Below are 13,398 nucleotides of genomic sequence, written 5' to 3'. Positions count from 1 at the left end.
CTGACCAAGATGTCCAAGAGCAGCAGCAGCAACAACAAGCACCAGGGCCACCTCGCGCGCAAGCGCTTCGGCCAGAACTTCCTCGTCGATACGGGCGTGATCGACTCGATCGTCGACATCATTCGTCCGCAGCGCGGCGAACGCATGGTCGAAATCGGGCCGGGCCTCGGCGCGCTCACCGGGCCGGTGATCGAGCGCCTCGCGACGCCCGAAGCGCCGCTGCACGCGGTCGAACTCGACCGCGACCTGATCGGCCGCCTCAACAAGAAGTTCGGGGCGCTGCTCGAACTGCACGCAGGCGACGCGCTGGCGTTCGACTTCGGCACGCTGGCCGTGCCGGGTGAGAAGCCGTCGCTGCGTATCATCGGCAACCTTCCGTACAACATTTCGAGCCCGCTGCTGTTCCATCTCGCGGATTTCGCGCATCAGGTGATCGATCAGCACTTCATGCTGCAGAACGAAGTGGTCGAGCGCATGGTGGCCGAGCCGGGCACCAAGGCGTTCAGCCGCCTGACCGTGATGCTGCAGTACCGCTACGTGATGGATAAGGTGCTGGACGTGCCGCCGGAGTCGTTCCAGCCGCCGCCCAAGGTGGATTCGGCGATCGTGCGGATGATTCCGTATGCGCCGCACGAACTGCCAAAGGTCGACGCGAAGCTGATGGGCGAACTGGTGACGGCGGCGTTCTCGCAGCGTCGCAAGATGCTGCGCAATACGCTGGCCGATTACCGCGAGCGCGTGGATTTCGAAGCGCTCGGCTTCGATCTGCAGCGCCGCGCGGAAGACGTGCCCGTGGAAGAGTACGTGCGCGTGGCGCAGGCGCTGGGCGAAGCGGCGCCGCAATAAGCGCCGCTGCCCCGAAGCCGGCTCAGGCGCGCTGCGCCTCGTAGGCCTTGAGCTGGCTGTAGACGATGCGCAGCACTGACAACTCGCTCGACGCGCGCTGCGCGGCGCCGCCACGGCGGATCAGATCGCCGAGGATGTGATCGGCTTCGATACGCGAGCCGTTCTGCACATCGCGCAGCATCGACGCGGTGAGGGACGAACCCGTCGCGAACAGCATCGAGCGCGAACGTTCGAGGAAACTGTCGCGCACCGCATGGCCGTGTTCCGCGGCCACGGCGCGGCATTCCGCGAACAGACGCTCGACGGTCGCCGCGCCATCCGGCGTCGCGACGATCACGCCCACCGGCGCGCGGAACAGGCACGTGCTGCCTGCGAGCGACGCAAGAAACACCCACTTTTCCCACATTTCCTGCAGGATGCGCTCGCTCGCCTTCAGGTTGAATCCGGCATTGCTGAACGCCGCCGCGATGGCGTCCACACGCGCCGACGCGCCACCGCCGAGTTCGCCGAAGGTGATCGCATGGGCGTCGTTCAGATGGACGATCTCGCGCTGCTCATTGAGCGTGGAAGCGATCAGGCACACGCCGCCGAGCACCGCCTGGGTGCCGAAGCGCGCCTGCAGCACTTCGAGATGGCGCATACCGTTGAGCAGCGGCAGGATCACCGTTTCGGGGCCGACGGCGCCCGCGAACGAGTCGATCGCGTCGTCCAGATCGTAGGCCTTGCAGCTCAGCAGCACGAGATCGTAGGGCCTGGCGCCGGGCGCCGTCAGCGCTTCGCGCGTGACCGTCTGCGGATCGCGCAGCGTCAGATCGCCGCCATGCGGACTGCGGATCACGAGTCCATCCGCACGCAATTGCGCCGCACGCGCTTCGCGCACCAGAAACGTCACATCGCGCCCGGCGGCGGCGAGCCGTCCACCGAAATAGCCGCCCGTCGCGCCTGCACCCACTACCAGAATCCGCATGTCTGCTCCTCGCTTGTCTGTTGTTGCTCGCAAAACCGGCCGCCCGCGCTGCTTTGGCTTTTACGCACGGACGGTCATTTCAGGATGGCGATCATCCTAGTGCAAATCGAGATGGTTTGCCGGGTGAGGCTCAGACGGGGACGCATCCCGCCGTCGGCAGGGCGGGCGGGATTTTGGTAGAGTCCCGGTTTTGACGATGGCAAAACGGAGTACACGATGCGCCTGCTGCACACGATGATCCGGGTCGGCGACCTGGACCGCTCGATCAAGTTCTACACCGAATTGCTCGGCATGAAACTGCTGCGCCGCGAAGACTATCCCGACGGCAAGTTCACGCTGGCCTTCGTCGGCTACACCGACGAGCGCGATGGCACCGTGATCGAACTCACGCACAACTGGGATACGCCGTCGTACGACCTCGGCACGGGCTTCGGTCACCTGGCGGTTGAAGTGGCCGACGCCTACGCGGCCTGCGCGAAGATCAAGGAGCAGGGCGGCACGGTGGTGCGCGAAGCCGGCCCGATGAAGCACGGCACGACCGTGATCGCGTTTGTGACCGACCCGGACGGGTACAAGATCGAGTTTATTCAGAAGAAGTAAGCGGGTTTTGTGCGGGCGACATGGGAGGATTCCTGTGTCGCTCGCAAGAATCGTCATCGAGACGACGAATGAACGTAGATCGCCCGTCAATAGAATAAGAATATCGGCGCGTTTTATCGAAATTTAATGCTTGCATTAAGAAGTTTAAATTTCGATTTGTATATCTCGTTACTTATATTGCGATTGATGCGTGAATTCAGGGCGATCTTTTCCTGATTCTGCGCGGCAATTTTTCCATCTTCGCAAAAACAATTCGTCATCCTTATTTTTTGGACGATGAAGTGGGTAACTGTTGACGCTGGATATGCCTCGCCGCATAAATCGAGATAGAAATGGCGAAATCCTAATGGGCATTCAAGCGACAATTCGGAGTCGTCCTATATACGCTAAATAGACGCTCGATCAGAATTCGTCGCTCAGCATGTGAGTGGCGAGGCATCAAAGGGATGCCATCGCAGCTTCTGCCGTCGTGCTGATAACGGGCGCCTACTGCGCGCCTTTATGAGCTGTCGTCTGATCCGCGTTCGCCGCATTTGCGGTCGGACGCCAAGAACAGAGACTTCGCCTTTCCTGGCCGGTTATATGTCCACGCACCATGAGAAGCATGGCGCTGGAGCTTGAGGTTATGCACGTCCAGAATCGGCCTGCATGATCGCTCGTGCCGGGGATGCGCGATATCGATGGATATGCCGCGACATTATCTCTCAGCGAAAAAAGCGTATGCATTTGGCAACCCCCAGTAATGCTTCGGTTTTCCTCCGGAACGGCGGCATGCTTGCGCGCCTGTCGGACGTCATGGCGATTGCGGGCGGCGCATTCATTGCGACGCATACGCACAGTTTCGACGGTGGCGCCGGATACGACAGCGCGCTGGTTGCGTTCGCGATGTTGCTGGCACTCATGATCTGCCCTTCGCTGGGCATGTACGAAATCAATCGCCGCCAACTCTTCTGGCGCTGCGTGTGTCTGCCGATACTGGTATGGCTGTCTGTGCTGGCTGGGGCTTGCGCACTGGTCGTCGTGCTTCACCGTTCGTATCAGCTCGACTGGGAGTGGATTGGCGAGTGGGCGTGCCTGTCTGCTGCGGGTGTAGTCGGGGGCAGGCTCGCGGCGCATGCGTTCTGCCTGCGCATTGCGGGTCTGGATGCGGAAACGCGTGCTGTCGCTATGGTTGGGACTGCAGATTATTGTAAAGGTCTGATTCGCAAGGTCGATGCGACGTCGGAATCGGTCTACAGAGTGTCGGCTGTTTTCGATACGGGGCCTGAGGCCGAAGCGCCGGGCATCGGCGTGCCGACGTTTCGCGACCGCATCGCATTTGCTTCGTATATCCGCAATCTTCATATCGCCGAGCTTTGGTTGGCGCTGCCGCTTTCCGAAGAACAAACGATGCTCGATTTCATCGAGCTGTTTCGCAACGACTTGATCAATATCCGCTTCATTCCAGACGTCAGTGCGCTGGTGCCATTTGATTCCGGCATGGCGGATCTCGACGGGACATCGGCGATCAATCTGGTGGCGTCGCCTATCGCCGCGCATTCCTTGCTGGGCAAGGAAATATTTGACCGGTTTTTTGCGCTGTGTGCGGTGTGTGCGCTTTCTCCTGTTTTGATGCTGATTGCGCTGGTTGTGAAGCTGACTTCGCGCGGTCCGGTGTTCTTCAAGCAGCGGCGTAAAGGCGCGAACGGGAAGATTTTTCATATCTACAAATTTCGGAGCATGCGCGTGCATGCCGAGGCCGCCGGCGTCGTCAAACAGGCAACGCGCAATGACCCACGCGTGACACGCGTGGGGGCATTCTTGCGCCGCACGAGCCTGGATGAACTGCCGCAGTTTCTGAATGTGCTGCGTGGCGAGATGTCGGTGGTCGGGCCGCGGCCGCATGCCATCGAGCACGACAAGCTGTATCAGGACATCGTCGATGGGTATATCCATCGTTATCGCATCAAGCCTGGCATTACCGGCTGGGCGCAGGTGAATGGCTTTCGTGGTGAGACCGATCGCATCGAGAAGATGCAAGGGCGTGTTGCGCACGATCTGTATTACCTCAGTAACTGGTCGTTCTGGCTTGATATGCGCATTGTTCTAGCGACGATCTTCAAAGGTCTGATACATCGCAATGCTTATTGATTGCTGAAATGTGGAAGTGGTGAAGCGAATGAAAAGGTTGTTTTCTCAGTTGAAACGCGGCACGCGCTGCTCTGGCGTGCTCCAGATTTGCCGATTGAGCGGCGCAGTCGTGCTGAGTTCGATGTTGGGAGCGTGCGCGGTTGCGCCGGGCATGCGCATGTCGACATCTCCTGCAGCGAACGCCACGGACGCACCTGATGCTCCGCGTGTGGTCAACGCGACCGATGCATCACCTGAAGTGCCCATCACGGAACTGAATATGGCGCTCGTGCGCCGCATGCAGGACGATCAGGTCAAGGAGCAACAGACACAGGTGAAGTTACTTTCCACGGTGCCGCAGGCATACACCGTTGGCGTTGGCGACGTGCTTCAGATCGTTGTTTGGGATCACCCAGAGATTGCGGCGGCGTTGGGTGGGTCTCAGGCGCAGGCGTCCACGCGCCCCGGCGATCCATTCTCGGGCTTCGTTGTAGACCAGGCTGGCAATCTGAATTTCCCCTACGCCGGAACTCTGCATGTCACGGGACTTCGTACCGAAGAAGTGCAGTCTCGCCTGACGTCTGCACTAGCGAAATATTTCATCAAACCGCAAGTGACTGTGCGTATGGCCTCGTACCGTGCGCATGAGGTTTATGTCGACGGCGAAGTGCGCACGCCCGGTGTCGTGGCGGTCAACGATGTGCCGATGTCGCTTTACGAAGCGATCTCGAGAGCGGGTGGGTTTGCCGATACGGCAGACCAGAGCGATCTCTTGCTTGTCCGCCAAGGCGCGACTCAGCGCATCAATTTGACGCAAATGCTGACACGTGGTGTCAGCCCGTCGCGCCTGTATCTGCGTCCTGGTGATGTGCTACGTGTCGTGGCGCGCGATGAAAACGACGTCTACGTGATGGGCGAAGTCAACAAGCCAGTCTCCGCTATTCCACGTCGAACTGGGCGAATCACGCTAGCCGATGCCATCGCACAGGCGGGCAGTGTGAATTCCTCAACGGCTGATGCGGCGCAGATGTTTGTTGTTCGCGGTGCGCTGAACGGCAAACCAGAAGTCTTCCATTTAGATGGGCGATCGCCGGTGGCGATGCTTGTCGCCAAGGAATTCGACCTGCAGCCGAAGGACGTCGTGTACGTCGACGGCAACGGGCTTGTTCGCTTCAATCGTGTGCTGACGCTGCTGATTCCGGCGATCAACGCCGGCCTGACTGCGGGTTTGGTGGCGAAATGATGGAACGCGTTCTGGTTTTGTGCGAAGGCAACATCTGCCGTAGTCCAATGGCTGCGGCGCTGCTCGCACGTGCGATTGATCCCATTGTCGTCCACTCCGCCGGAACGAATGCACTGATTGGCCACGGTGCGGACCCCATTGCGGTGGATCTCATGGCAGACCGCGGAATCGACATTCGCGCTCATCGAGCCACACAACTTGAAGAGTGGATGGCAACGAAAGCCGATCTAGTACTAGTGATGGAGCGCGATCAGCAGCGATTCATCGAGCGGCGCTTTCCTTCACTAGTTGGCCGGGTTTATCGCCTCGGTGATGCCATGCAGCGCGCGTCGCTTCCCCTTGGTGGATTCAACGTGCCAGATCCCTACCGTCGCGGTCGCGAAGCTTTTGTCGAGACGTTGAAGTACATCGACGATGGTGTTGCGTCGTGGGGGCGACAGATCGTGAGCATGGTGCGGGCTGCCTGCTGAAATCCAGTGAACGGAAAATTGTTGCGCTCGATGCGAATATCAATGCACTGAGTCAACGCTGAAATCATCGAATACGTAGAGGAATAAATGGGAGAAGAAGACGAGCTCGATATTGTCGGGGTTCTTGACATATTCGTCAGGTATCGAGCAACCATTCTCAAAATGATCGTGTCGTGTGCTTTGCTCGCGATGGCATTTGCCTACCTGTACCCGCCGCGCTACCAGGCAGATATTTCCGTGCAGCTCGAGGACAGCGCGGGAGCTGCGGCTGCACAAAGTCTTTTGGGGGGCGTTTCGTCGATATTCGACATTAACTCGCCCGCTTCTGCCGAGCAACAGATCATGGCGTCGAGGCTCGTCGTAGCGAGCGTGGTTGACGAGCTGCGCATGGATATCGAAGTTCATCCGGAGCGGTTTCCAATCGTCGGAAATCTGATTTCGCGAATGAACGACGAGCCTGTGCGACCTGGGGTGTTCGGGATCGGTGGCTGGGCGTGGGGAAGCGAGCGCGCAGAAGTCAATCGGTTCGATGTCCCAAAAAGCTTGGAGGGGGACTCCTTCACTCTGACGATGTTGCCTGATGGCAAGTATCGGCTCTCGGGTTGGGATCTTGACGCCGCCGTGATCGGGCGCGTCGGGCAAGTGCAGTCAATTTCGACAGGATATGGTCCAATCGAAATTTTCGTGAAGGGGTTTAATGCGCTGCCGGGCACGTCGTTCAAGCTCGTGCGCAATTCTCGGCTGAACGCGATTACGGACCTGCAGAGTGCTCTGAAAATTGAAGAGCAAATAAAGTCGTCTGGGGTACTGGTTGCTACGCTCAAAGGAGCGGATCCGTTGGCGGTGCGTGACCGATTAATGGCCGTCGGCCACTACTATATTAAGCAAAACGTCGATCGGAAGGCATCAGAAGCCGCGCAATCGCTTGCATTTCTCGAGACTCAAGTGCCGGTTCTTCGGCAGCGGCTCGAAGACGCAAACCGGCGCTATACGCAACTGCGAGAAAAGCAGGGGTCGATCGATCTGAGTGAAGAGGCGAAGATTGCGTTGCAGCAGTCTGCCGATGCGACTACGCGCATGCTGGAGTTGAAGCAAAAGCGCGATCAGCTGGTGTCCCGCCTGACCAGTGAGCACCCAGATGTCGTTGCTCTGGATGCACAAATTAGAACGTTGAGTGGACAGCAACGCGCGTTCGATCAACAGATCAAGCGAATGCCGGTCAGCGAGCAGGACGCAGCGCGCCTTATGCTCGAGGTAAAGATCGATACGGAGTTGTATACGACCTTATTGAGCAATATTCAGCAACTTGAACTGATCAAAGCAGGAAAGACCGGAACCGTACGTGTAGTGGATGTGCCTGTCGTACCGGAGGTCGTCGTATTTCCAAATCGGCCCGTAACGATTGCGATTGGCGCAATGCTAGGTTTGCTAATTGGTATCGGCTACGCGTTCGCGCATAGTTACCTCTTTGCCGGGATTTCAAGTGCCGAAGAAATCGAGTCGCACACCGGTTTTAGCGTATACGCGACCATTCCTAAGTCGGACTCGCAGCCGCAATATACTGTGGAAGGCACCAGCAAGGACGAGAAGCTGCCCTTACTCGCCCAAGCTCATCCTGATGAACCGGCGATGGAGAGCTTGCGCAGCCTGCGTACCGCGCTTCAATTCGTGCTATTCAATTCCGCCAATAATATCGTCCTTTTGACGGGGCCGGCGCCCGGTATCGGAAAGTCTTTCATCAGTTCCAATTTCAGCGCATTACTTGCAAGAAGCGGGAAGCGTGTATTGCTGATCGATGGTGATCTTCGCCGTGGATACCTGCGCAAATATTTTGGCGTTGAGTCTGCACGCGGATTTTCAGATGCGATTGCAGGCATAGCGCCATGGAGTGAACTGGTCAAACGTTCTGTCATGCCGAATCTGGATTTTCTTTCGGCGGGCAGTGCAACACCAGATCCATCGGAACTGCTCGCTCAGGAGCAGGTGCAAAAATTACTCAAGGAATGCTCGTCGATATATGACGTAGTGATCATCGATTCCGCACCAGTGCTGACTGTCACAGATGCGGTCATTCTCGCCAGGCATTGTGCGAATGTGATGCTCGTCGCGCGGGCCGGTTTGACGCGCGTGGCGGAGCTGTCCGAGTGCGGAAGGAGACTGGAGCACGGTGGGTCACGAGTGACTGGTGTGCTGTTCAATGGTGTCGATGCACGTTCAGCGCGTCTTTCGTATGGCAACAAATACGGAACATATCGCTACGTTAGATATGACTATACAAATGCAAAGTCATCCGCTCGGAAGTCCATTTTCGCCAGGCTGACTAACGGTTTGCGTTGGAGAGGCTGATGCAGGCGGAATTGGTTGAATTTGTCGACGCCGTGGATCGAAATGCGACGTCGGCAACGCGAGAGCGCAGAAGCTCGCCGACGCCGGAGCGAGGTCGCCGCATACGCGTGGCACTAGTAGTCGAAGCAGCAGGTGGTGGCGTCGCTGTACACATCGCAGATTTGATACGCGGACTACATGCGCGCGGTGGTATTGAAATTCATCTCGTGGTGCCCGCTGGTACTCGCTTCGACAAGCAGATACTTGATGAGCGAGTCGTGTCCTTGTGCGATTTCACGTACCAAGTCGACATGGAGCGCTCCGTCGGCGCACATGACCTGCGTGCCTTCGCGCAGTTGTTCAAATGTCTGAGCAGGATTGACCCAGACATTGTCCATAGCCACAGCTCAAAGGCTGGAGCGCTTGCACGCTTGTGTTTTGGCAAATGGAAGCAGGTGTATACGCCTCATGCGGTCTACACGCTGAATCCGTACCTGCCAGCACAACAACGCCGCTTCTACGGAATAGTTGAAGGTTTACTTGGGCGGTTGCGCAGCGACAGCATCATCGCCGTCTCGGTCGATGAGGCGCATCACCTGCAACGCGAATTGCGAATTCCTGCCGAACGTATCGTGACCATCTTCAACGGTGTGTCACGACACGATCTGCTGTCGGTGAGAGAGGCGCGCACCGCTCTCGGAATCCCGTCGGACGCGATCGTGGTCGGGTTTGTCGGGCGCTTCGATTTCCAGAAGGGCGTCGATCGACTGGTCGGCGTAGCGCGAGTATTCCGGGAGCGCGGCCTGCAAAACGTCGTGTTTGTCGCCATTGGCCCGGGAGATTTCGCTTCTGCTGCTGACATCGGTCATTCCCCTATGCCAACAAATTTGATCGTGACGGGACGGCTTGAGAATGCGCGGCGTTATTTCTCCGCGTTCGATCTTTTCCTGCTTCCAAGCCGCTACGAAGGTTTTCCCTATGTTGTGCTGGAAGCCATGGCGGCTCACGTGCCCATTGTCGCAACGATGGTGTCGGGTGCGGGTGAGTTGGTGGAAGCAGAGGAGATCGGATTCGTTGTCCCTAACGAAGATGACGTCACGCTGTTGAGCGATGCGGTCGAAGCGATAGTGGTAGATCCAACCATGCGCGCGCGCATGCGAGCCAACTGTCAGCATGCGATCGAGCGGTTCTCCATATCTACGATGATCGACCGAATAGTCGAGCTCTATACGCATCTTCTGAAGGAATCGAAGTGATGTCTGAAACTTCGCATGTTGCATTGCTTCACGCATATAGTTCGAGAAACTCGGGGGATGGCCTCCTTGTTGATCTATCCGTTGCGCTGCTGAAGGAGGCGCTAGGGGAGACAACGCGGGTATCGATAGTTGCAGCCGATCCGAGTTCATTCCCGCAGTATTCGAACGTTTATCCTGCTCCGGTGCTTGCGGACTCAGGTATCCGGCGCTTGAGTGGCGCCGCGACATTTGCCATGCCAGTCGCCATCAACAACCGGACGCGGGATTTGAGGAGAATTCTGGATAGCGTCGATTTGATTGCGGGCGTTGGCGGCGGATACCTGCGTGCACGCAGTTGCGCTGAGGTACTGAAACTCGAAGCAGGCCACCTCCTCCAGATGCGTGCTGCAGTACGCTCGGGTAAGCCGACGGTTTATTTGCCGCAAAGCATTGGGCCAACGATGCCGGCCCAACCGCTGTTCAAGCATCTCGCCGGTATGCTCAGCAGGTTTTCCGGTGTATTTGTACGCGACGATCGTTCTGCCACACTGCTTTCCGGTAACGCCAACACACTACGAGCGCCGGACCTGGCGGTGCTCGATTTCGAACGGCGCGGGCGCGTCATATTAGAGCAGGCAGCGACTGCCGGGTCCAAGGTTGCGCATGTCGCTTTTGTGCTGCGGCGAGCGCCAACCTGGAGTGTCCAGCAACGGGAAAAATACGAGTCGTCGACACGCGCACTGCTAAAGCTTGTGGGCGAATCCTGCCGCGTGAGTATCGCGGTTCAGAGTACCGGGAGAGGAAACGATGATCTCGCATATTACCGAAGCATCGGAATTGCCGGAGATCTGGTCTCCCTCAAAGAGTTACTTGTGCAAGACACGCCTGACGTCGTCGTATCGGTTCGCTTGCATGGCGCACTTGAGTCGATTTTGCACGGTGTGCCGGCGTATCACCTGAGCTATGAGCGCAAGGGATTCGGTGCGTACGCGGATCTCGGGGTAGATGATTGGGTTGCAAATGCCGCCGATTTTTATGCGGAATCCGTAGCGGCAAAAATCTTCGCACCCGAAGCGATTCGTAACTTCTGGGCTAGCGCGTCGACCGGGTTCGAGCACATTCGCGTCGGCCGTCAAAAGGTCATACATGCATTGAAAGCGGCGCGCGACACAGGGCGATCATGCACCTGATTATTCGCCTGGGCTTGCGTGTCACCGCGCTCGTACTCAAGTTCGTACTGACTGTCGTGATCGCACGAACGTTGGGGTTTGCTGCGGTCGCAGACTATGGTCTCGCCCTCGCGGTTTCTGTCGTTGCGTCGAAGCTTCTTGGTTTAGGGTTCAGCACTGAAATTAACCGTCGCTTGAGTTTGCCCAATTCGAACGGAGTTGTCGCAGATGCTTGTCGTCTGATGTTCATTTTTGGTGCGACATATCTGCTTATAACTGCGGTCGTTGGGCTACTGCAGTTCAGTGGTGCATTCCGCGTGGTTGGATCGATTCGGCCTGCGATCATTTGGAGTGTCACGCTCGTGGCGTTCTCTGAGCACGCGGGGCTGGAGACAAATTTGTGGATCTTTTCGATGCACAGATCCCGATTCGGCGCGCTATTGCTATTCGTTCGCACCGGAGCGTGGGCTGCGCTAGCCATCGGCGGTCTGGTTTCAGGGGCGATACAGTCGACAGTGCAAATATTCGTACTCTGGGGTGGGGCGAATGGGCTGGTAATTGCGGTTGTGATCTTCGACCTTGTCGCTAAAAAACGGCGACTTGAGCAGCGGACGAAGCGCGAGCGGCTGGATAGCTCCGGCGTCATGCTTCCCCTGTGGCTTGGCGGCTTGCCGTTTTTCGTTGCGACCACGTTTCTTTCCGGGCTTCAGTATTCTGAGCGGTTTATTGCCGGCATGGTTGTACCTCCTTCTGTACTTGGTAAATACGTGTTTTGTTGGTCCATTTCTAATGCGATTCAGACGATCGGCTATGCAACCCTCGCCGTAACAACGGGTCCGCGTCTTGTAAAGGCACTAGATGTTTCCCGGGATAGATTCCACCTCGTCTTGCGGCGTTCGGTGCTCGCGAGCCTGGGACTGTCTGCGGTCGGAGCCGCATCGTTGCTGATTGCGTCGGACTTTATCTTCCGCGTTGCGCACCAGCCGGCAGGCATGGAGGAATTTATCGTCTTGGGCGTATTGCTGGTGTCATTCGTGTTTCGCTCAATTGCCGATATCTATTGGAGCGGAGCGATCGCGTTGCGTCTGGGAAAACAGGTAGCCGCACTGATTTTGCTTGTAGCCCTATTCGCGGTGCCCGCAGGATGGCTACTTGTGAATTACGTAGGTATTGTGGGCGCTGCAATCGCACATCTGTTTGCTAGCATCGGCGTCGTCGCATTGTTGCTATGGCTGGTTGGTTGTTCAAGCAATGCATCGTGCGATGCGGTTAAGAGAGTGACGGAGAACTACCATGCTTCGTAAGATTTTTCTTGGTGGACCACTCCTGAGCAAAGGTTTGCTGCGTTCGATTGCAACCATCAGTTCAATCCTCTATGCATTGCTCTATCTGAAAGCGGGTAGTTTTCTTCCGGAATTTGTTTTTCGCGATTCAGACAAGATCCAGTCACAGATTGGGGGATCGAGTACCTATCAAAATACCTCTTTCGACGCAGTCGCAAAGTTCTATTCATCACTGGGACAGACTGGAACGACGATATTTGTCGTTCTCATTGGTGCAGTCTTGATCTTTACGATGGTGGGTTACTCGAAACGGCTTGGCGCGCTGATGGTCAATATGTTCCTTCTTGCACCGTGCGTTTTCTTCAACCTTTTTGTTGCGAGCAAGGACACACTGGTCGTGCTAATCGCGTTGCTGCTCGTAGCCGCCGCGCAACGTTGGAGTGCGTGGAAAGTGGCGATGGTGGCGGCCATTCTCTATGTCGGATATGCAACTACCGTTCGGACGTATTTTCTGCTCATTCTCGCGGTTGCTGTTGCAGCTTGGCTATTTAGAGCGGCCTCATTGCGAGGGAGAATGATTATTGCATTGATTTTACTTATCGGTCTGTTTGCATTGCCTAGTCAGGCGTACTACGCGCTCCTGCATCCCCGTGACATGGCAGTTGATTATCTTGTTGCGGGATCGCCTTTTGGTGCGCGAACCGGGTTTTATAATTTGTTACCGCCTGAATCCTTTGCTTCATTTTGCGCTGATTACTTATACGCAGTTATGAAACTGCATGTGCCGGTGCTTTTCTTCCCGGGGCCGAAGGAGCTGGTGATGACCTGTTTGATGGGAATCATCCTTGTCGCAATTTTCCGACGAACGCCTGGGTCATCATCGGACAAGGCGGGCACGATAGAGATTCTTGCATGTCTCGTCATTGGTCATATGGCGGTTTCCATGCTGTTTGAGCCTGATTTAGGGAGTTACACACGACATCTGACCAGCGTAGTGGTGTTTGCTGCTTGGCGCTTGAGTACATTGTTCCCAGAGCGAGTGCGGCAGCCCACTTTCCATGGCGCTGGAGCGGTCGCCATAAAGCAGGCTGCGCGTAACCAGAGTGCGTAGGGAATAAAAAATCAATTCATTCAATTGCGATTCGGTACCT

At 56.9% G+C, this 13,398-nt stretch carries 11 protein-coding genes; 10 read left to right on the top strand and 1 reads right to left on the bottom strand.

The genetic code is table 11. The annotated features are described in order from the left end of the window. Positions 1-9 precede the first annotated feature (9 nt). A complete protein-coding gene (gene rsmA, locus G3N59_RS14795; protein WP_205983367.1) occupies positions 10-846 on the top strand; it encodes a 16S rRNA (adenine(1518)-N(6)/adenine(1519)-N(6))-dimethyltransferase RsmA in 837 nt (278 codons plus the stop codon). 22 nt (positions 847-868) lie between these two features. On the opposite strand, the gene panE is transcribed toward rsmA, so the two are convergent. Beyond that, positions 869-1,813 (bottom strand): 2-dehydropantoate 2-reductase, encoded by a 945-nt coding sequence (panE, locus tag G3N59_RS14790; RefSeq protein ID WP_205983366.1) that lies wholly within the window; start codon positions 1,811-1,813, stop codon positions 869-871. A gap of 216 nt (positions 1,814-2,029) precedes the next feature. Between panE and gloA the strand changes: the two genes are divergently transcribed. The 9 genes from gloA to G3N59_RS14745 all read left to right on the top strand — a co-directional run bounded on the left by gloA (position 2,030) and on the right by G3N59_RS14745 (position 13,358). Then, a complete protein-coding gene (gene gloA / locus G3N59_RS14785) occupies positions 2,030-2,413 on the top strand; it encodes a lactoylglutathione lyase (RefSeq protein ID WP_103707888.1) in 384 nt (127 codons plus the stop codon). Positions 2,414-3,133: 720 nt separating this feature from the next. Next, a complete protein-coding gene (locus tag G3N59_RS14780; RefSeq protein ID WP_205983466.1) occupies positions 3,134-4,543 on the top strand; it encodes an undecaprenyl-phosphate glucose phosphotransferase in 1,410 nt (469 codons plus the stop codon). Between the two features lie 10 nt (positions 4,544-4,553). Further along, on the top strand, positions 4,554-5,765 hold the full coding sequence (locus G3N59_RS14775) for a polysaccharide biosynthesis/export family protein (protein ID WP_346777885.1): 1,212 nt from the start codon (positions 4,554-4,556) through the stop codon (positions 5,763-5,765). Beyond that, complete coding sequence (locus tag G3N59_RS14770; protein ID WP_241023449.1) at positions 5,762-6,235, top strand: low molecular weight phosphotyrosine protein phosphatase; 474 nt, start codon at positions 5,762-5,764, stop codon at positions 6,233-6,235. Before G3N59_RS14775 ends, G3N59_RS14770 begins: the two co-directional genes overlap by 4 nt. 87 nt (positions 6,236-6,322) lie before the next feature. After that, the gene (locus tag G3N59_RS14765) at positions 6,323-8,581 is read left to right on the top strand and encodes a polysaccharide biosynthesis tyrosine autokinase (protein ID WP_205983365.1); all 2,259 of its coding nucleotides are present in this window, start codon (positions 6,323-6,325) and stop codon (positions 8,579-8,581) included. Then, a complete protein-coding gene (locus tag G3N59_RS14760; protein ID WP_205983364.1) occupies positions 8,581-9,816 on the top strand; it encodes a glycosyltransferase in 1,236 nt (411 codons plus the stop codon). Before G3N59_RS14765 ends, G3N59_RS14760 begins: the two co-directional genes overlap by 1 nt. Continuing rightward, the gene (locus tag G3N59_RS14755) at positions 9,816-10,985 is read left to right on the top strand and encodes a polysaccharide pyruvyl transferase family protein (RefSeq protein ID WP_205983363.1); all 1,170 of its coding nucleotides are present in this window, start codon (positions 9,816-9,818) and stop codon (positions 10,983-10,985) included. The genes G3N59_RS14760 and G3N59_RS14755 overlap by 1 nt, the downstream gene beginning before the upstream one ends. Then, positions 10,976-12,268, top strand: coding sequence for a polysaccharide biosynthesis protein (locus G3N59_RS14750; RefSeq protein WP_205983362.1), 1,293 nt, complete (start codon positions 10,976-10,978; stop codon positions 12,266-12,268). The genes G3N59_RS14755 and G3N59_RS14750 overlap by 10 nt, the downstream gene beginning before the upstream one ends. Continuing rightward, positions 12,258-13,358, top strand: a complete 1,101-nt coding sequence (locus tag G3N59_RS14745) for a hypothetical protein (RefSeq protein WP_205983361.1) — start codon at positions 12,258-12,260, stop codon at positions 13,356-13,358. The genes G3N59_RS14750 and G3N59_RS14745 overlap by 11 nt, the downstream gene beginning before the upstream one ends. Positions 13,359-13,398 lie beyond the last annotated feature (40 nt).

The organism is Paraburkholderia sp. Ac-20340, from assembly GCF_017104965.1.
Taxonomy (GTDB): Bacteria; Pseudomonadota; Gammaproteobacteria; order Burkholderiales; family Burkholderiaceae; genus Paraburkholderia.
This window is presented reverse-complemented; position numbering and strand designations above follow the sequence as displayed.